Below are 17,878 nucleotides of genomic sequence, written 5' to 3' on the forward strand. Positions count from 1 at the left end.
TCCGGGGTTACCGGCGCGGTTCATTGAGGCCGATTCCCGCAAGATGGGGACGCAAGGCGAGAACATCGACTTTGCCCTGCTCGTCGATGGTCTTGCGGCCGAGCGTGAGCAAGGTATCACGATTGATGTCGCCTATCGCTTCTTCAGCACCGATAAGCGGAAATTCATCGTCGCCGACACGCCCGGACATGAACAGTATACGCGCAATATGGCAACAGGCGCGTCCACAGCAGACCTGGCCATCCTTCTCGTTGATGCCCGTAAGGGGATTATCACCCAGACCCGCCGGCATGCCTTCATCGTCACCCTGCTCGGCATCAGGAAACTGGTTCTGGCAGTCAACAAGATGGATCTTGTCGACTGGGATCCGGAAGTCTTCGATGCCATCGATGCGGAGTTCTACAATTTCTCGCACCAGCTGGCGGGGGATCTTGAAATCCAGGCTATCCCACTCTCTGCCCTGAACGGGGACAATATGCTGCTCCCCTCCGAGCAGATGAAATGGTATAATGGTCCGACACTCCTTCAGCATCTTGAGAGCGTCAGCCTTGACCCAAAGCATCGTACCGAACCTTTCCGGTTGCCGGTGCAATGGGTCAACCGGCCCGATTCCGAGTTCCGGGGTTTTTCCGGCACCATCACGTCCGGGGCCGTGAAGGTCGGGGACCGTATCCGGTCAATGCCCTCCGCGCGCGAAAGCGAAGTGACACGGATTGTCACCTATGACGGCGACCTCCCGGAAGCGTCCGCGGGACAGGCCGTCACGCTGACGCTCGCGGATGAAATTGATACCTCACGCGGCGACATCCTTGCCTGCGCCACGGCGTCGCCTGAAGTGTCGGATCAGTTCCAGGCCCATATTCTCTGGATGAGCGAGGCCGACATGCTGCCCGGCCGGCGTTATCTGATGCGGATCGGCACCCAGACCGTAACGGCAACCATAAACGCCCCCAAATACCGCATCGATGTCAACGACATGCAGCACCGCCCGGCCAGAACGCTCGGCCTGAACGATATCGGCGTCTGCACCCTGTCGCTGGAACAACCTATCGCCTATGATCCGTTTACGGCTGCCCGGAAAACGGGGAGCTTCATCCTTCTTGACCGGAACACAAACGACACCATCGGCATGGGCCTGATCGATTTCGGCCTGAGGCGGGCAGACAATATTCACTGGCAGACGCTGGATATCAGCCGCGACGACCTGGCTGATCTGAAATCCCAGCGTCCGGCTGTGCTCTGGTTCACCGGCATCTCCGGCTCCGGCAAATCCACCATCGCCAATGCCCTTCAACGCCGCCTGCATTCGGTGGGGAAACACACCTTCCTGATGGATGGGGACAATGTCCGCCACGGGCTCAATCGCGATCTCGGCTTCACCGATGCAGACCGGGTTGAAAACATCCGCCGTGTGTCGGAAGTCGCGAAGCTCATGAGCGATGCCGGCCTGATCACGATTGTCTCCTTCATCTCTCCCTTCGAAGCCGAACGGCAGATGGCGCGCCGGCTCATGCAGGCTGGTGAATTTGTCGAGATATTCATCGATACCCCCCTCGCGGTTGCGGAAGGCCGCGATGTGAAAGGGCTGTACAGAAAGGCCCGCGCCGGCGAGATCTTGAACTTTACCGGGATCAACAGCCCCTACGAGCCCCCTGCATTCCCGGAAATTAGAATTGATACCACCCGGACGGACATTGACGCGGCAGCCGGCCAGATACTCGACTGGCTGAGCGAAAAAGGCTTCCTCGACCGCTAGCCCCCCCCCTCTCAGACTACCCAAATGGGGAATGGCCCGAAGCTCAGCAACTGCCATTGTTGAGAGGGGCATCCATTTGTCTATCGCAGGGTCCTGGGGGACGTTGACGGCAGTTTTCAATGCGAGATGATATTATGGCCAGAATGTTCTGGATTTCCATTCTGTTCCTGCTTGCCATCACAGCCTGCTCTTCAAGCAATGGTCTGAATGCAACGCAGACAAACCTCCCGCCTCCAGACACAACCTATACGGCAAGGACGGCCGAGTTCCGGGCAGGACCGTTCGATGAAGTCCAGATTCGTGTCAGAGACATGAGCGACCTGAACGGTACCTACTATCTCAATCTGGACGGACGCACCAAGCTGCCCATGCTGGGCGACATGGACTTTGCCGGGAAGACATCTTTTGAAATCGCAACACTGATCGAGGAAAGGCTGTCTGCCACCTACTTGCAGTCTCCGGACGTTGTTGTCTCCCTTAAACCTGCCTTTATCGAACAGGTCACGGTAGAAGGCGCCATCAGGAAGCCAGGCACATATGACGCCAAGCCCGGCCTGACCCTGCTGGAAACAATTGCCCTGAGCGGCGGCGCGTCCGAGACGGCAAATCAGAGACGAGCCATCATTGTACGCACAATTGATGGCCAGAGACAGATGGCCGCATTCGACCTCATCGCCATCCGGGAAGGTTCAGCCGCCGACCCGCTGATCTATGGTAATGATCTCATCATCGTCGATGGGTCACGTGTCCGAAGCGTGTTCCTCGATATCGTGCGGACCAGTCCCATTATCGCGGTCTTCCGTCCCCTCTTCTAGCTTAAATCAAGTAGAGTCATGGCCCCTGGCACACCCCATCCCGAACTCCCGGCACGCCCACCGGGAAGCGCCAACCTTGCCGGAAACCGGCCTGTGGATATCTCGCTCGATACCCTCGCGCGAGAAGCCGATTGGCAGGACGACAGTGATGTAAATATCAGGCAGCTGTTCAACACGATCTTCAAGCGCAAATGGATGATCCTTGGCATCGTCTTTCTGGGCCTGGCGATCGGGTACATCAACACGCTGAGAATCCAGCGGCGAGGCACAAGGCGACGCTGGAAGTTTGTTTCGCTCCATTCTTCCTCGGAGCAGAAAAAGCCATCCTGGCAGGTTATCCACAGACTGAACTTCTGAATGGACAGCAGACGGGCAAGCTTCCGCAGCGTTGCCTGAAGGACAACCGCCCTGCTCCCGATATCTGCCGTCATCAGCGGCCCAATGGCCTGCAGAACAATTGCTTCCGTTTTACTTGCCTGCAGCTCCCGCCGGAGCCCACTGGCCAACGAAGATCCCCCAGCAGCCGGAATGTCCAACTTCTGAGCCGCCCCCCCCTCCTGCGCCAAGCGCTTCAGGGTTCCCCAACTCCACGCCAGTATGTTCGCCGCACACGATCGCAATCTGTGCCACTTGTCGCGAAATGGAACGCGCCGTCTTGGCAGGTGAAAGCGCAACCTGGCGATAATGCACCCTCCCCGTCACGTACGTCCGCCGCACAGCTGGCGAGCCGGGGCATGGGGACCAATGGATAACCGTGCATTAATGCGTGAACGCTCCGGGGACGTGCAAATCCCTGCCGCTGGAATTTCGGGCAAACCGCCCCTTCCAGAACATTCAGTTGGCGCTCCTTCAGCCATGCAGTTTCCCCACAGGCTTCGAAGGCCCCGCCAGAAAAGGCCCCTCGCAGGACAACGGATTTCGGATTTCATCCGCAAGCTGTTGTTCTGAAAACGCTGAAGGAACAGACAGTTCCACTGACAAATTCGACGAAAACTGCCAGCTCTTGCAGATTGAAAAAGACAGGTTCTCGGTCATTCGCATCTCCCTGATACAGAGAACCAGTTATCCGCCTATGAATCTGCAGCTGTAGCAGCAGCAGCAATTCACGCAATCGGGATGGCCGACCTAATTTCCAAGTGCAACCCTAGCATGGAAACAATCCTTCCGGGCCCATCCTTCCGGATAGCCCATATGGGGAGGATACTGAAATTCCCTCCGTCTACGTATTTCATAAACCTTTCCTGAGGCTGTTTCAGGCCTGTGGAATTCTGGACTCCCGCAAGCGGGTTACCCATCCGGTCAGCTTGTTTGGAGAAGCGCTGAAGATCAGGGTGTGCATTGGCGCAAAGCGCCTCGAGGAACCCGTATTCTCAGGACTGCCATGCCAAGTAGGATTCTAACGCACAGTGCGCGCGATATGTTCCCGGCCGCCGCCGGGAATCGCCGCCTTTGGCCTCGCCGCCGCACGCTCAAAAGCGGACGTATCCTGTTCAATTTTTCGCGATCATCCATGGATGTACAAATTATAAACGTCTCGAAGGGCGGCGCTTGCCTGAGACTTGGCATTCCCTGGCCGTGCCCGAAGCTGTTTGAGCTTGAAATTCCGACACCGAATTCGTCCACGCCGCGCATCATTCCATGCGAGGTCGCCTGGCAGAGAGGCGTGATGATCGGGGCCCGCCTGCGCAACGCATGACCGGCAGAGACCCCCGGTCTCTTCCTTCCGCCTCCCCAACCGGTTCCCCCATCCAGGACAAGACATTCACCTTGCTTGCGCCCCATACCCTCAAAACCGTCCGGGCATGGACATATGAGCGCGCGCTTCCGTTCTGGATCGCGCACGGCATCGATCCCCTACATGGTGGCCCGGTCGAACTGCTGGAATATGATGGCGCCGCCTTGAAGCAGGTACCCGCGACGCGCCGGACACGGGTGTGCGGGCGCCAGCTCTACGTCTTCAGCCAGGCGCATCTGCTGGGCCTCCCCGGCGCGCTGGACGCCGCACATCAGGTCTTCAGCTATATGACCACAAAGTTGTGGATGGGCGCAGACAGAGGCTGGTGCCGCACCGCGAGCGCTGAAGGGATACCTCTCGACCTCACCCCTGATCTCTACGATTTTGCGTTCTGCCTCTATGGCCTTGCCTGGTATCTGGAAGCCTCGGGCCGGCAGATCGCCCTGGAGTATGCCAACCAGACGCTGGACCTTGTGGAAAATCTTTTCCGGCACGGATCAGAAGCGGGATTCCACAACACATTTCCGCCCACCCTTCCCCGGCAGCAGAACCCGCATATGCATCTGCTCGAAGCGGTCCTGAAGCTTCAAACCGTGATACCCGCCCGCCATCACATCCGTATTGCGCGTGAACTGACAGATCTGTTCGTGCAACGCCTCTACCAGCCCCAGTCGAAAGCCCTCCCCGAATTCTTCACCGACGGCCTCCAGCCAATCGCTGAAGCTTGCGGCGCCATACGGATCGAGCCGGGGCATCATTTCGAATGGGCCTGGATTTTAGCGCAGCATCAGCTTCTGACAGGGGAGGATCATTCAGGCCTCATCCATGATCTGGTGCTGACCGCCGAAACGCTGGGCGTCTGCCAGACCTCCGGCCTCACCCTGAACGCCGTCGACCATACGGGAAAACAGCTCGACACCCAGTCGCGAACCTGGCCAAACACGGAGCGGATCAAGGGCTGGCTCGGACTTTACGAGGTCACCGGAACCTCCCCCTGGCCCCAGGTCGAAAGTGCCTGCAGCGCGCTCTTCCGGTTCCATCTGGGCCCATGCGTTCCAGAAGGCCTGTGGGTGGACGCCTTCACTCAGGACGGAAGGCTTCAGACAGCCACAACCCCTGCCTCAACCTTCTACCATATCCTGCTGGCCTTCTGCGAAATCCTCCGGCTGGCTCCGGAATAGCCCCGCCCATTCCCCCCGCGTCACCCCTCGCCGCGCCGCGCCTGCCTGCTACACTTCTCCCCAAACGGAGGAGACACCCATGCTGAAAGACAAATACGAAGCCTTCAAGGTGACCATTGAGGACAAGGTCGCCCACATCCAGATGTCGCGTCCCGAGGCGATGAACACGATGAACAAGGCCTTCTGGAACGAGCTGCCCGAGATCGTCCGCACCATCGATAATAACGCCCTCGCCCGCGTCATCGTGATCTCGTCGACCGGGAAACACTTCTCCGCCGGCATGGACACGTCCGTCTTCACCAGCCCCCGCCCGGCTGCCGAGCATGACCGCTATGTGATGGCCGAGGCCTTCCGGCTGAACGTCAAGGCCATCCAATCCTCCTTCAACTGCCTTGAAGACGCCCGCGTGCCCGTTCTCTTTGCCTGCCATGGCGCGGTCATCGGCGGCGCCATCGACATGATCACCGCCGGAGACATCCGCTGGTGCACGAAAGACGCCTATTTCTGCATCATGGAGATCAACATCGCCATGACCGCAGACGTTGGCACCTTCCCGCGCCTCCAGCGCTACATTCCCGAAGGCTGGGTCAAGGAACTTGCCTATACCGGCCGCAAGATAGACGCGGCGAAGGCCAAGGAAATCGGCCTGGTGAACGACATCTACGACACGCATGAAGAGCTTCTCGCCGGCGTCCTCGCCACCGCGCGCGAAATCGCCTCGAAAAACCCCCTCGCCGTCACCGGCTCGAAAGTCCTCATCAATTACGGGCGCGACCACACCACCGCCGAAACGCTGGACTATATCGGCCTCTGGAACACCGCGATGTTCCCCCCGCCGCACATGGCCGAAGCCTTCGCCGCCCGCGCCGAAAAGCGCGAGCCGGTCTACCCGGACCTCGCGCCCATCCGCACCGAGCCGATGTAACCAAGAAGGCCCTTACCTCCCATTGCTTTGCAATGGGCTCCTCCTCTCCCACTTCGCGGGAGAGGGGCTGAGACTTCGCCGTCAGCACAACGCTAAACCCCTTTCCCTCCGGGAGAGGAGGGGCCCGCGCACAAAGCGCGGGGGAGGTGAGCGCCTACCCCTCCACCACCTCGAAATCCGTCCAGTCCGGATGCCGGGTTTCCTTCTTGTAGTCGGTGGTCTTGCCATACCAGTTATTGGTCACCTTGCCGGCTTCATTTTTGTACCAGCTATGGCAGTCTGACGCCCACACCGTCTTGGCAATCTCGCTCTGCACACGAACATTATACGCCGTCATTGCAGAAGGCGTCACATCGATGGCCGCCACGCCCTTCTCGGCGATCTTGTCGATACACTGGATCATGTAGTGGATCTGATGCTCCACCATCAGGATGATGGAGTTGTGGCCAAGGTTGGTATTGGGCCCGTACAGCATGAAGAAGTTCGGGAAGCCGGAAACCGCCAGCCCCTTGAAGGCTTCGGCGCCATCCTTCCAGGCCTGGTTGAGGCTGAGACCATTGCGCCCATAAACCTCCATCGGCGTCAGGAACTCGGTCGACTGGAAGCCCGTCGCCCAGATGATCACATCGCATTTGTATTCCTGGCCATCCTCGCCGATCACGCCGTCCGGCGTCACCGCCTTGATACCCTGGCGCAGCAGCTCAACATTCGGCTGGCAGAGGGCAGGATAATAATCGTCCGAAATCAGAATACGCTTGCAGCCCGGCTCGAAATCCGGCGTCAGCTTTTCCCGCAGAACGGGGTCTTTCACCTGGTCCTCAAGATGCTTCTGGCACATCTTCTTCATGGAGTTCGCCAGCCCCATCGGAGACTTCTGCAGGAAGGCGCCAAAGCCGAAATCGGCAAACGCCCGAATGCGCCACCGGTACCAGTTGATCCGCCAGTCTGCGCCCGCGAAGTATTTCTTCGCTTTCGCGTCATACGCCCGCTGCCCGCGCGGGCGGCACCAGGCCGGTGAGCGCTGGAAGCTCAGCATCTTGCCGACCACTTTCTGGATCTCCGGCACAAACTGCACCGCGCTCGGACCATTGCCGATCACGGCCACGGTCTTGCCTTTCAGATCCACCGAATGATCCCACCGAGCCGAATGGAAGGCCGCGCCCTTGAACGTATCAAGTCCGGGGAAATTGGGCGTATGCGGAATGTTCAGCTGGCCAAGGCCGGAGATCAGCACATCGGCCGTATACGTCTTCCCCGCCCGGTCGGTCAGCGTCCAGGTATTGGCCGCATCGTTCCAGCGGCAATCGGTGATCTCGGTATTGAAGCGGCAATGCCGGCGCACATCATATTTGTCGGCAAAGTCCTCGAAATATTTGAGGATCTGCGGCTGGAGAGACCATTTGTAATCCCAGTCGGGATTGAGCTCAAAGGAATAGGAATAGAGGTGGCTGGGCACATCGCAGCCGCAGCCCGGATAGGTGTTGTCCCGCCAGGTGCCGCCTACCCCGCCTGACTTCTCGAAAATGTCGATAACGCTATAGCCCGCCTCCTTCAGCTTGGCCGCTGCGCCAAGGCCGCTCATGCCCGCGCCGAGTATCGCAATCCGTGTCGTGCTCTTGCTGACGGTCGTATCCATCGCCTGCAATTCCTCCCAGTGGCTGCGTGATTTCACGCATAATTACCGGCAGGATTGCTGAGCGCTGGCCGGGCCGTCAACAGGTGCCCGCGGGTCAGGCGTTATTGCCGCCGGAGATAGAGCTGCCGGAACTCATGGTCGCGCAGTTCCATCTCTCCGCCCGCATCAAAGCTGATCATCGATACCTTGCCCAGCGCGTCCAGAAATGCCGCCTCTTGCGCCATCACATCCGGCGGGCAGGCCATCTCGGTATAGGTTGCATCGCCCATCACCAGCCCCTCACCGGAGACAGTGTATTCGGCGCCATAGCTGTTGCATCCGGCCTTGCCGCCCACCTGGCCCGTCGCCGGCACGAATTGCCCCGGATTCTCCGGGTTTTCCGGCGTATTGGCCTCGAAGATCGCCGTGATGACCACATCCGGCATCACCGGCGCCCCATTCACCTCGATCACGTCCCATGCGCCTGCCAGCAGGTCATTCACATCGCCGCCGCAGCCTTGCACCCGCGCGTCTTCCATCTGCACGGTCACCGTCTGGGGATAGGGCATCCCGCTCATGTCATCGGCGCACACCTTGTCCAGCACCGTCACGCTCAGCACACCATCGGCGGTCGCATAGCGCTTGCCGCCCTCGATGGCTTCGGCCTCCGGCTGGGGCGCGTCATACTGGCCTTCGCCATAGGCATAGATGTAGGTCAGCGTCGTCCCGTCCAGCGCCACCGTCCAGCCCGGCTCATTTCCCCGCGCCGTCCAGACCTGCGCGCGGCCGATCCCGAGATCCCCGGTATCGATTACCTCTGCCGGATCGCCATAGCCGCCCGCCTGTGTGCAGCCGGGATATTCCACGCCCTCCAGCATCAGCAGGCCCTCTTCGCCCTTGTTCCAGAACGAGGTTTCCGGCGTACCCTCGGCGGCATATTTGGCGCCTGAAGCGGTCTCAACCGGGGTCAGCCGGTATTCTTTCCCGTTGACGCGTAGCACTGCCTCCTCGTCCAGAATACCGAGAGAGACGGTGAGCCCGTTGCAGTCATAATCAGTTCCAAAGGCGAGCGAAGCATCCGCATCGCCCTGCCCCTCCGGAGAAGGACCGCCACAACCGGCAATCATCAGCGGCGTCGCCGCCGCCATCAGAAGGTGGGAAAGTTTCATGGCGTATTCCTCCAGTCTGCGCGCAACATAGCCTGACTGAGACTGCGCCAGCGTCAACCCTGGGACACAACCAAGGCAAAAACAGGCCCGCAAGAGAAGGAAAATGGTGGGCGATGACGGGCTCGAACCGCCGACATCCTGCGTGTAAAGCAGGCGCTCTACCAACTGAGCTAATCGCCCCACCGAGACGTCCTCTTAGCCGGGAGCATGCCCGGAAGGCAAGTGCGGTTTGCGGCTCTGGTCTGCCCCCTCCCCAGAAAGACTGCTGGCTGAAATTTCGCCGGAAAAATCCCGTTTCTGATGGGGGAGAGTCTAACCGCTGCAGAAGACTGGTGGATAAGAACGGCTGCGCGGCGGCGGGATGGCCGGCGAGGCCGAGGTTTCAGGCTGCGGAGGGGCGTGGATAAGGGCGGGTCTTTCCCCCTGACGGGGGCGGACAGGCGCGGACACTTCCTGGACAAATCCGGACAGTTTCGGACAAATCCGGACAGGCTGGGGACAGTTTCTGCCATTGACGGCGCCCCCTCTCCCGCACGCGGAAGGGGGGCGCACGTTCTGCTTCAGGCAGGCCTTATTCTGCCGTCAGGCCCTGAGGCTCGCCGACGACGAAGAAGCTGTAGCGGCCGGGCGCCAGATAGGTGGCGGCGGCGCGGTTTACGTCTTCGAGGGTGACGGCCTCGATCAGGGCATTACGGCGGTCGAAATAGTCGACGCCCAGATCATCCTGGCGGACGGACATGATGTTGCTGGCGATCTTGGCATTGGAGTCAAAGCCGAGCGGATAGGACCCGATCAGATAGGCCTTGGCATCGGAGAGCTCCGCCTCGGTTACGCCGCCATCGATGAACTTCTGCATCTCGTCGCGAATGCCGGTGATGAAATCGCCGGCGCTCTCATTCTTGGTCTGCCCCCCGCCCGACCAGACGGTGAAGGAGGGGTTTGGGTCGATGCTGGAGCTGACGCCATAGGTGAGGCCCTTGTCGACGCGGAGGGTCTTCACCAGCCGGCTTTCAAAGCCGCCGCCGCCGAAGGTGTAGTTCAGCACATAGGCGGGGAAATAGTCGGGGTTTGCCCGGTCCATGGCCGGGCCGATGAAGCGCACAAGGCTCTGCGGCTGGGGCAGCGGCACGATGACGGGATCGGCAGCGGCCGTATCCGGCAGGGTGACCGGGGCAACCGCCGGGATCTCGCTTGTCTCCGGCAGGGCGGCGACGGCGGTGTCGATCAGCGGGGCAAGGTCTTCCGGGGTGATGTTACCGACGGCGGTGACAAGAAGGCCGTCCTTTCGCATCAGCGCGCGCATATGGCTGCGGGCCAGCTCCGGGGTGAGCGCAGCGAGGCTTTCGGGCGTCACTTCCCGCGCGAAGGGATGATCTGGATAAAGCGCCTGGGACTGGGCACGCCAGACGAGATAGCCCGCCGAGGTTTCGCGTGTCTTCAGGCCGACTTCCTGCTCCCGCAGGAAGCGCTGGAACGGGCCCTCATCATAGCGCGGCGCCGTCAACGCGCTGGCGACCAGCGCCATCGAGGCGGGCGCGTTTTCTGACAGCATCGTGGCCGAGCAGCTGGTCCATTCGGTGCCGTTGGAGCAGCCAAAGCTCATGTTCAGTTCTTCCATGGCCGTCTGGAAGGCGAGCGAATCGAGATCGCCGGCGCCTTCATTCATGCCGTAGACAACCGCCTGGCCGAGGCCTTCCAGGCCATCCGGATCCGCCACCGAGCCGCCGCGCCAGGCCATCTGTACCGAGACGATCGGGATTGACGGTTCCATCACCAGCCAGACCGATACGCCGCCGGGGGTGGTGAACTGCTGGATATCGACAAAATCGCCATCATAGACATCAACGGCGAGCGCGGGCGTCGCCGGGGCCGCGTCGAGGGAAGCCTGCGGCGCAGGCGTGCCGGCGCAGGCGGTGATCAGAAGCGCGGCAGCCGCGCCGGAGAAAAGCCGGAGTTTCAACATCAGAGGTCTCCTTCGGCCGGCAGAAGATGGGAAGTGATGTAATTCTTGTCGGCGCCGAAGACGGCGCGCACAGCGGCCAGCGCCTGCTCGGGCGTGACCTGCCGTACCTCGTCGGGATAGGCGGCGATCTCTTCCAGCGTGAAGCCGAGGGCGAGATTGGCGCCGTAATGGTTGGCCATCGAGGACTGGCTGTCCTGCTGGTAGATGGCGGTAGCGGCCAGCTTGTTTCGCGCGCGGACGACTTCGGCTTCGGTGAAGCCATCGGCGAGGATCTTCTCGATCTCGGCCATCACGGCAGCGTCCAGATCTTCCAGGCTGACGCCGCTGACCGGCGTGCCATAGATGACGGCCGGGCCTTCATCATGCAGCGTGGTCCAGGCGAAGGTGGCTATATTGATGGCCAGTTTCTGCTGTTCGACCAGCGACTGGTAGAGCCGGCTGGTCATGCCGCCGCCGAGCACTTCAAGGCCAACCTCCAGCGCAAGGGCGGTTTCCGGATCGCGCTTGAAGGACGTGCCCAGATAATAGCGGCTCCAGACGGGCTGGCGCACCTTGGGATCGGAATGGGTGATCAGCTTCGTCTCGGCGAGCGGGGCAACGGGCTGCCATTTGCGGGCGCTGTGGGCCTGGCCGGTTGGCTCGATAGGGCCGTAATGCTCCTCGGCCAGGACGCGGACGTCCTCTTCGGTCACATCCCCGGCGACTACCAGGATGGCGTTCTCCGGGCTGTAATATTCCTTGTAGAAATCGAGACCGTCCTGCGGGCTGAGCGCGGCGACTTCATCCATCAGGCCGATAACCGTGATCTCGTAGGGGTGGCCCTTCCAGAACTCGTTGAGCACCATTTCCTGAAGCAGCGCGCCGGGATTGTTCTCGATCCGCTGGCGGCGCTCTTCCTTCACCACATCGCGCTCGGCGATGAACGGGCCTTTGGGGTCGTCATTGATGATGAGGTTCACCATCCGCTCGGCTTCCAGCTCCATCATCTTGCCGAGCTGGTCTTTATGCACCCGCTCGAAATAGGCGGTGTAGTCCCAGGAGGTGAAGGCGTTGAGCTGGCCGCCGGAACGCTGGACGATGGAGGTGAATTCCTCCGGGCCGATATTCTTGGTCTGCTTGAACATCACATGCTCGAACAGGTGGGCGATGCCGGACTTGCCGGGCGCCTCATCGGCGGCGCCGACCTTGTACCACACCATGTGCGTGACGACGGGGGCGCGGTGATCGGGCACAACGACCACCTGCATGCCATTGTCGAGCGTGAAGCTGGACGGCGTGTTGGGCGCGGTGGCCGGCTCGGCTGAAGCGCCAGCAACTGCAAAGGCGAGGAGCCCTGCAGCGACGAGTATCCGTTTCATGGGGTAGCTCCGATCTGGAGGGGCAGAAAAATGGGGGCACGAAGGCCCCCATCCGAATTCATCAGGTTCCGGGCAGTTTGATGCGGCGGCCGCCGCCAGCCTGCTCGATCGTCACCGTCTGATCGCCGGTAGCGTTGTCGACCGCCGCAGAGGCGGCGTCTTCCGGGTTGGATTTGCGCCAGAAGAGAATGCGATCGGCAATCGTGGGCGATTTGCGGATGGCCTTGGTCTCTTCCCAGTCGACTTGGGCGCGGATGGACGGATTGACCGCATTGGCGCCGGCCGCTGCCACGAGGGCCCGTTCCGAAGCGCTGGCCTGCTGGCCCAGGCCCGAACCGAACGCCGACGTGCCGCCGCTGGTGGCCACTTCGACTTCCGCCGGGATCGTGGTGCCGGGCGCAGGCGGGCGCAGGCTGTAATTCGGGGGGATGGAAAGCGGCGGCTTGGTGACCACGCGAAACTCGTCGGGAGTGGCCGTGCCGGCATTGCCGGTGGACGAGCAGGCCGCCGTGACACCCAGAGCGAGGCCGGCGGCGAGGAGCGGGAGGGTCTTTTTCATGTGACTTTACGAGATCCGCTTGAACTGGAGTGGGTTAACCTTGCTTCAGGCTGTTAGCCTGTTTCGGGCGCGAAAGTAAGAACTGGTCTACAAACAGGAGAATCGCGCCGATGGTGATGGCAGCGTCGGCCACATTGAAGACCCAGGGGAAGTAACCGAGCGTCAGCTCGTTTACGTCAACGAAATCAACCACCGCGCCAAAGCGCACCCGGTCGATGAGATTGCCGATGGCGCCGCCGACCACGAGGGCCAGGGAGGCTTTCAGCCAGCGCCCTTCGGCGCGCAGCAGCCAGAAGAAGAAACCGATAGCAATGGCCGCCATCAGGCCCGCCATGACCCAGCGCATGATGCCTTCCGACTGGAACAGGCCAAAAGACATGCCCCGGTTCCAGACCATCGAGAGATCAACCGGGCCAGGAACCACGATTTTGCCGCAGAGGGTCTTGTCATGCAGGCAGATGAGCCCGTTCAGGCGCGGCTCCGCCAGGATCATCCATTTCGTCACCTGATCGAACAGGACAACGAGCGGAATCACCGCGAAGGGCCAGATTGTCTGCGGCGATAGCTTCATGCTGCTGAGATTGCAGAGGCTGGCAGGCGGATCAAGCGCTTCTGTGCAGGGGGAATGGGCGGAAGCCCCTCACCTCCCACGGCCTTTGGCCGCGGGCCCCTCCTCTCCCACTTCGCGGGAGAGGGGCTTAGCGTTGCGCTCGCGGCGAAGTCCAAACCCCTCTCCCTCTGGGAGAGGAGGGGCCCATTGCGCAGCAATGGGAGGTGAGGGTCTTCCCTGCTCCTACCCGGCCACCTTGTCCCAGGCTTTCACCGCCAGGGCGTCGCGGGGGGTGATGTCCGGGAAGGCCGGGTCTGCCGTGGCGGGGTCGAAATATTTCCAGCTGCGGCGGCATTTGATGCCGGTGGCCTTTTCCGGAACGACCCAGATGCCGGGGGCATCGGGCAGCGTGAAGGCGCCGGAGGGGCCTTCGGCGGCCAGAACCAGCTCTGCGCCGGAGGTGATGAAGATGTCAGCCGCGCTTTCGCCCTCGAAGGCGTCGATCAGCGCCTTGTCGGCGATGATGACTTTGGGGGCCGCTTCCAGCGAGGCGCCGATGCGTTTCTCGCGGCGTTCGACCTCCAGCGCGCCGGTGACGACGCGGCGGACGGCGAAGATCTTCTCCCAGCGGGCTGCGAGCGCGTCATCCTTCCACGCCTCCGGTGTCGGCGGGAAGAGCGTGAGGTGGACCGAGGGCGCGGTGCCTTTCAGGTGGCTTTCGCCGAAGGCTTCATCCGTGGTGAAGGGCATCACCGGGGCGAGCCAGCCGAGGAGGCGTTCGAAGACGGCGGCCATGACCGTGCGCGCGGCGCGGCGGCGATCTCCGTAGGCGGAGGTTTCGCTGTCCCATGCCTTTGCGGTGGCGAAGGCGGGGTCGCAGTAGAGCGAGTCCTTGCGGATGTCGAAATAGACGGCGGAGAGTTCGACGTTCACGAAATTGATGAGCAGGGTCATCACGCGCTTGAAGTCGAAATTCGCATAGGCGGCGCGCACTTGCGCGTCCAGTTCGGCGAGGCGGTGGAGCATGAAGCGTTCGAGGCCGGGCATCGCGCGCACAGTCAATGATGATTCAAAAACTGGCTCGTACTTCGAAGGCGAAAACAAAACGCTCTCTTCCGCCGTATAGCCATCCAGCGCGCCGAGCAGGTAGCGCAGCGTGTTGCGCAGTTTGCGGTAGGTTTCGACGGTGCCCTTGATGATCTCGTCGGAGATGCGCAGGTCTTCCATATAGTCGGCAGAGGCCGTCCAGATACGGAGGATTTCGATGCCGTAATCCTTCTGCACCTGCTGGGGCTCGATCGTGTTGCCGATGGATTTCGACATCTTCTTGCCGTCAGCATCCACGATGAAGCCGTGGGTGACGACCTTCTTGTAAGGCGCCATGCCGCGCGTGGCGCAGCTTTCCAAGAGGGATGACTGGAACCAGCCGCGATGCTGGTCAGAGCCTTCCATGTAAACGTCCGCCTGCCCTGTGGCGTTATCGATGATGCCGCGTTTGCGCAGGGCGAAGGCGTGCGTCGTTCCGGAATCGAACCACACGTCGAGCACGTCCGTCACCTTTTCCCAGCCTTCGGGGGAGACGCCGGTGCCGGCGAAAAAGTCTGCGTCCGGCGTGGCGAACCATCCGTCTACGCCGGTTTTTTCGATAGCGGCCTTTATGTTGGCGTTGAGCTTGTCGGCCTGTTCCTTGCTGAGGGCAGCCGTGTGGGGCTCGCCCTTGGCGTTGACGAACAGGGTGATCGGCACGCCCCAGTTACGCTGGCGCGAGATCAGCCAGTCTGGCCGCCCTTCCACCATCGCCTGAAGGCGGTTGCGGCCCGTGGGCGGGAAGAATTCGGTGTCGGCGATGCCTTTCAGAGCCAGCTCGCGGAGCGTCTTGCCGCCATGCACGGGCTTGTCCATCGCGATGAACCATTGCGGCGTGGCGCGGCGGATGACCGGGGCTTTGGAGCGCCAGGAATGCGCGTCGCGGATAGTGGTGATGCCGCGCGCCAGCAAGTTTCCGCTCTCGGCGAGGAGGCGGATCACCTCATTATTCGCCTTGCCCGCCTCCCCGCGCTTCTTGCCGGAGGTGACGATGATGTCGAGGCCCGCGAGCGGGGCCGGAACTTCGTCCGTATACTTGCCATCGGGATCGACGATCTGGCGGATTTCCTGCGTCGTGTGGCCAGAGTTTACCCAAACATCGAAGTCGTCTTCGCCATGCGCAGGCGCGGTGTGGACGAAACCTGTACCGGCATCGTCAGTCACATGATCGCCGGCGAGGAGTGGGATAGGGTGCTGGAAGAAGGGGGAAAGGGCATGAAGCGGATGAGCCAGCCTCAGCAGCGACAAGTGCTCCACTTTCATAAGTGGAAACATCTCAGTCCATTTGGTCACGAAAGCCTTTTCAAACACCTCCGTTGCCCTGTTCTCGGCAATGATGAGGTACTCATCGACTTTGGCAAAAGGAGTGAAGTCCTTCTCCGTATCCACCGCATCTACGCGATAGACTCTGTATTGGATAAGTTCGGAATATGAGACAGCTTGGTTCGCCGGGATGGTCCAAGGGGTCGTTGTCCAGATGACTACTGACGCTTTTCCGAGGATGCTGTATTCTTCTTTCGATCTGTTCCAGCCACCGTCCTCAGCACTGTACTCGTGTTGCGCGCCTTCAAGGGCCACCACCGGAAACTTCACCCACACCACCGGCACCTTCCGGTCGTGATACTCCACCTCCGCCTCGGCCAGCGCCGTGCGTTCCACGGGGCTCCACATGATGGGCTTGGCACCGCGGACGAGGCCGCCTTTCATCGCCATGTCGAGGAATTCGGAGACGATCATCGCTTCGCTCTCGAAGGCCATGGTGAGGTAGGGGTTGTCCCATTCCCCTTCGATGCCGAGGGCGCGGAATTCGGCCTTCTGCACGCCCACCCAATGCTCCGCATAGGCGCGGCAGGCGGCGCGGAATTCAGCCGGCGGCACCGAGTCCTTCGGGCGGTTCTTGGAGCGGAACTCCTCCTCCACCTTCCATTCGATGGGCAGGCCGTGACAGTCCCAGCCCGGCAGGTAGGAGGCGTCAAAGCCCTGCATCTGGTGGGAGCGGACGATGATGTCCTTGATGATCTTGTTCAGCGCCGTGCCGAGGTGGATGTGGCCGTTGGCGTAGGGCGGGCCATCATGCAGGATGAAGGGATCGCGGCCTTTTGCGTCGGCGCGCAGCTTTTCATAGAGGCCGAGGGCGTCCCAGCGCTTGATCCATTCAGGCTCTGCCTTGGGCAGGCCGGCGCGCATGGGAAACTCGGTTTTCGGCAGGAACAGGGTGTCGCGGTAATCGCGTTCAGGGGCGGTCGATTCGGTCATGATGTCTGGTCGATCAGATGGGGGCAGCGGAGGCACCGGTTGAAATCATTGGGGCAAACGAACTTTACCCGGCCACCGCTGAAACAAGGGTTCAGACGGCGGCCGGGCCGCTAATTCGTATGATTTTGCGGGCCCGTGCCTTTTCCATGGTCCGGGCGGTTAGCATGAACGGGCGGGGGCTGTCACCCCTGCCGGCGCGGGCTCACCAATCGCCGTAATCGTCTTCATAGCCGGTGGCATAGTCGCCGACTTCCCAGACAAAGTCAGCCACATCCATCGCAATCGACAGGGCGTTTGTGAGGTTGTCCTTGATGTTTTCCATCGTCATGCCGCCGTCAAGGATGACATAGCGGGTGATGATGAGGCTGGAGCCCTCCTGGCCCACAATGCCGTCAAGGGCGACCGAAACCGGGTTCCAGGCGAGATTTGCCGCGTTCAGCTTCTCATAGGTCACCATCTCGTCGCCGTCATAGCGGACATTGATGTTGATCCCGAGGCAGCCGGGGCGGACTTGGTTTTCACAGACAGCACCGTCCACGTGATAGATGAGGCCATCCGGGGTGATGCCTGTGACGGAGTTCACCCCCGCATCCCCGACGCTATCAATGGTATGGCCTGCATCAGCCACGATGGCCTTCAGATCGGCCAGGAACACCGAACGGACCATCCGGTCATCGCGGGCGAGGCTGACATCCGCTGAGAGATCGCCCTGCGCCAAGGCCGGCGCGGCGATAAAGGCCGCGAGGGCCAGAGTGGAGATAATACGGCGCAAAGTGTCCTCCTGTGTGCGTCCCAACAACAGCAGACTGCGCGCGTTTGCAGGCGCTGTGTGGGGGGCACCCTCGGCGCAAATTACGGAAAATTTATGGTGCATCCGGGGGTTACCCGGCCTGCTGCCTCAGGTCACCCG

At 61.2% G+C, this 17,878-nt stretch carries 15 protein-coding genes and 1 tRNA gene; 6 read left to right on the forward strand and 10 right to left on the reverse strand.

From position 1 onward, the window contains the following. The 3 genes from cysC to HPO_RS17535 form a co-directional block, all read left to right on the forward strand. Positions 1-1,756: adenylyl-sulfate kinase (gene cysC, locus HPO_RS17525; RefSeq protein WP_035601794.1), on the forward strand; the 1,756-nt coding region annotated here is incomplete at its 5' end. A gap of 134 nt (positions 1,757-1,890) precedes the next feature. After that, entirely contained in the window at positions 1,891-2,571 is a 681-nt protein-coding gene (locus HPO_RS17530; RefSeq protein WP_035601796.1) for a polysaccharide biosynthesis/export family protein, read from the forward strand. 93 nt (positions 2,572-2,664) lie between these two features. Further along, positions 2,665-2,928 (forward strand): hypothetical protein, encoded by a 264-nt coding sequence (locus HPO_RS17535; protein ID WP_035601800.1) that lies wholly within the window; start codon positions 2,665-2,667, stop codon positions 2,926-2,928. Between the two features lie 492 nt (positions 2,929-3,420). On the opposite strand, the gene HPO_RS20625 is transcribed toward HPO_RS17535, so the two are convergent. Further along, on the reverse strand, positions 3,421-3,606 hold the full coding sequence (locus tag HPO_RS20625; RefSeq protein WP_157532909.1) for a hypothetical protein: 186 nt from the start codon (positions 3,604-3,606) through the stop codon (positions 3,421-3,423). A gap of 382 nt (positions 3,607-3,988) precedes the next feature. Between HPO_RS20625 and HPO_RS21285 the strand changes: the two genes are divergently transcribed. The 3 genes from HPO_RS21285 (at position 3,989) to HPO_RS17550 (ending at position 6,412) form a co-directional block, all read left to right on the forward strand. After that, the gene (locus HPO_RS21285) at positions 3,989-4,267 is read left to right on the forward strand and encodes a PilZ domain-containing protein (protein ID WP_035601803.1); all 279 of its coding nucleotides are present in this window, start codon (positions 3,989-3,991) and stop codon (positions 4,265-4,267) included. A 71-nt stretch (positions 4,268-4,338) separates the two neighbouring features. Further along, the gene (locus tag HPO_RS17545; RefSeq protein WP_162174067.1) at positions 4,339-5,487 is read left to right on the forward strand and encodes an AGE family epimerase/isomerase; all 1,149 of its coding nucleotides are present in this window, start codon (positions 4,339-4,341) and stop codon (positions 5,485-5,487) included. A gap of 79 nt (positions 5,488-5,566) precedes the next feature. Beyond that, positions 5,567-6,412 carry a crotonase/enoyl-CoA hydratase family protein gene (locus HPO_RS17550; RefSeq protein ID WP_035601808.1) on the forward strand — a complete coding sequence of 282 codons (846 nt, stop codon included), beginning with the start codon at positions 5,567-5,569 and terminating at the stop codon, positions 6,410-6,412. 154 nt (positions 6,413-6,566) lie between these two features. On the opposite strand, the gene HPO_RS17555 is transcribed toward HPO_RS17550, so the two are convergent. The 9 genes from HPO_RS17555 to HPO_RS17595 form a co-directional block, all read right to left on the reverse strand. Then, positions 6,567-8,084 carry a flavin-containing monooxygenase gene (locus tag HPO_RS17555; protein WP_206742184.1) on the reverse strand — a complete coding sequence of 506 codons (1,518 nt, stop codon included), beginning with the start codon at positions 8,082-8,084 and terminating at the stop codon, positions 6,567-6,569. A gap of 65 nt (positions 8,085-8,149) precedes the next feature. Next, positions 8,150-9,196 (reverse strand): META domain-containing protein, encoded by a 1,047-nt coding sequence (locus tag HPO_RS17560; RefSeq protein WP_035601815.1) that lies wholly within the window; start codon positions 9,194-9,196, stop codon positions 8,150-8,152. A 104-nt stretch (positions 9,197-9,300) separates the two neighbouring features. Then, a tRNA-Val gene (locus HPO_RS17565) sits at positions 9,301-9,376 on the reverse strand. A 391-nt stretch (positions 9,377-9,767) separates the two neighbouring features. Beyond that, positions 9,768-11,159, reverse strand: a complete 1,392-nt coding sequence (locus HPO_RS17570) for a M16 family metallopeptidase (protein ID WP_035601818.1) — start codon at positions 11,157-11,159, stop codon at positions 9,768-9,770. Continuing rightward, the gene (locus tag HPO_RS17575; RefSeq protein WP_035601821.1) at positions 11,159-12,517 is read right to left on the reverse strand and encodes a M16 family metallopeptidase; all 1,359 of its coding nucleotides are present in this window, start codon (positions 12,515-12,517) and stop codon (positions 11,159-11,161) included. The genes HPO_RS17570 and HPO_RS17575 overlap by 1 nt, the downstream gene beginning before the upstream one ends. Before the next feature lie 61 nt (positions 12,518-12,578). Continuing rightward, the gene (locus HPO_RS17580) at positions 12,579-13,076 is read right to left on the reverse strand and encodes a DUF3035 domain-containing protein (protein WP_035601824.1); all 498 of its coding nucleotides are present in this window, start codon (positions 13,074-13,076) and stop codon (positions 12,579-12,581) included. A 34-nt stretch (positions 13,077-13,110) separates the two neighbouring features. After that, positions 13,111-13,647 carry a signal peptidase II gene (gene lspA / locus HPO_RS17585; RefSeq protein WP_035601827.1) on the reverse strand — a complete coding sequence of 179 codons (537 nt, stop codon included), beginning with the start codon at positions 13,645-13,647 and terminating at the stop codon, positions 13,111-13,113. Between the two features lie 222 nt (positions 13,648-13,869). Further along, positions 13,870-16,968, reverse strand: a complete 3,099-nt coding sequence (ileS, locus tag HPO_RS17590) for an isoleucine--tRNA ligase (RefSeq protein WP_035601830.1) — start codon at positions 16,966-16,968, stop codon at positions 13,870-13,872. A gap of 202 nt (positions 16,969-17,170) precedes the next feature. Next, a complete protein-coding gene (locus HPO_RS17595; protein ID WP_035601833.1) occupies positions 17,171-17,740 on the reverse strand; it encodes a YbjN domain-containing protein in 570 nt (189 codons plus the stop codon). Positions 17,741-17,878 lie beyond the last annotated feature (138 nt).

The sequence above is a fragment of the Hyphomonas polymorpha PS728 genome (assembly GCF_000685315.1).
Lineage (GTDB): Bacteria > Pseudomonadota > Alphaproteobacteria > Caulobacterales > Hyphomonadaceae > Hyphomonas > Hyphomonas polymorpha.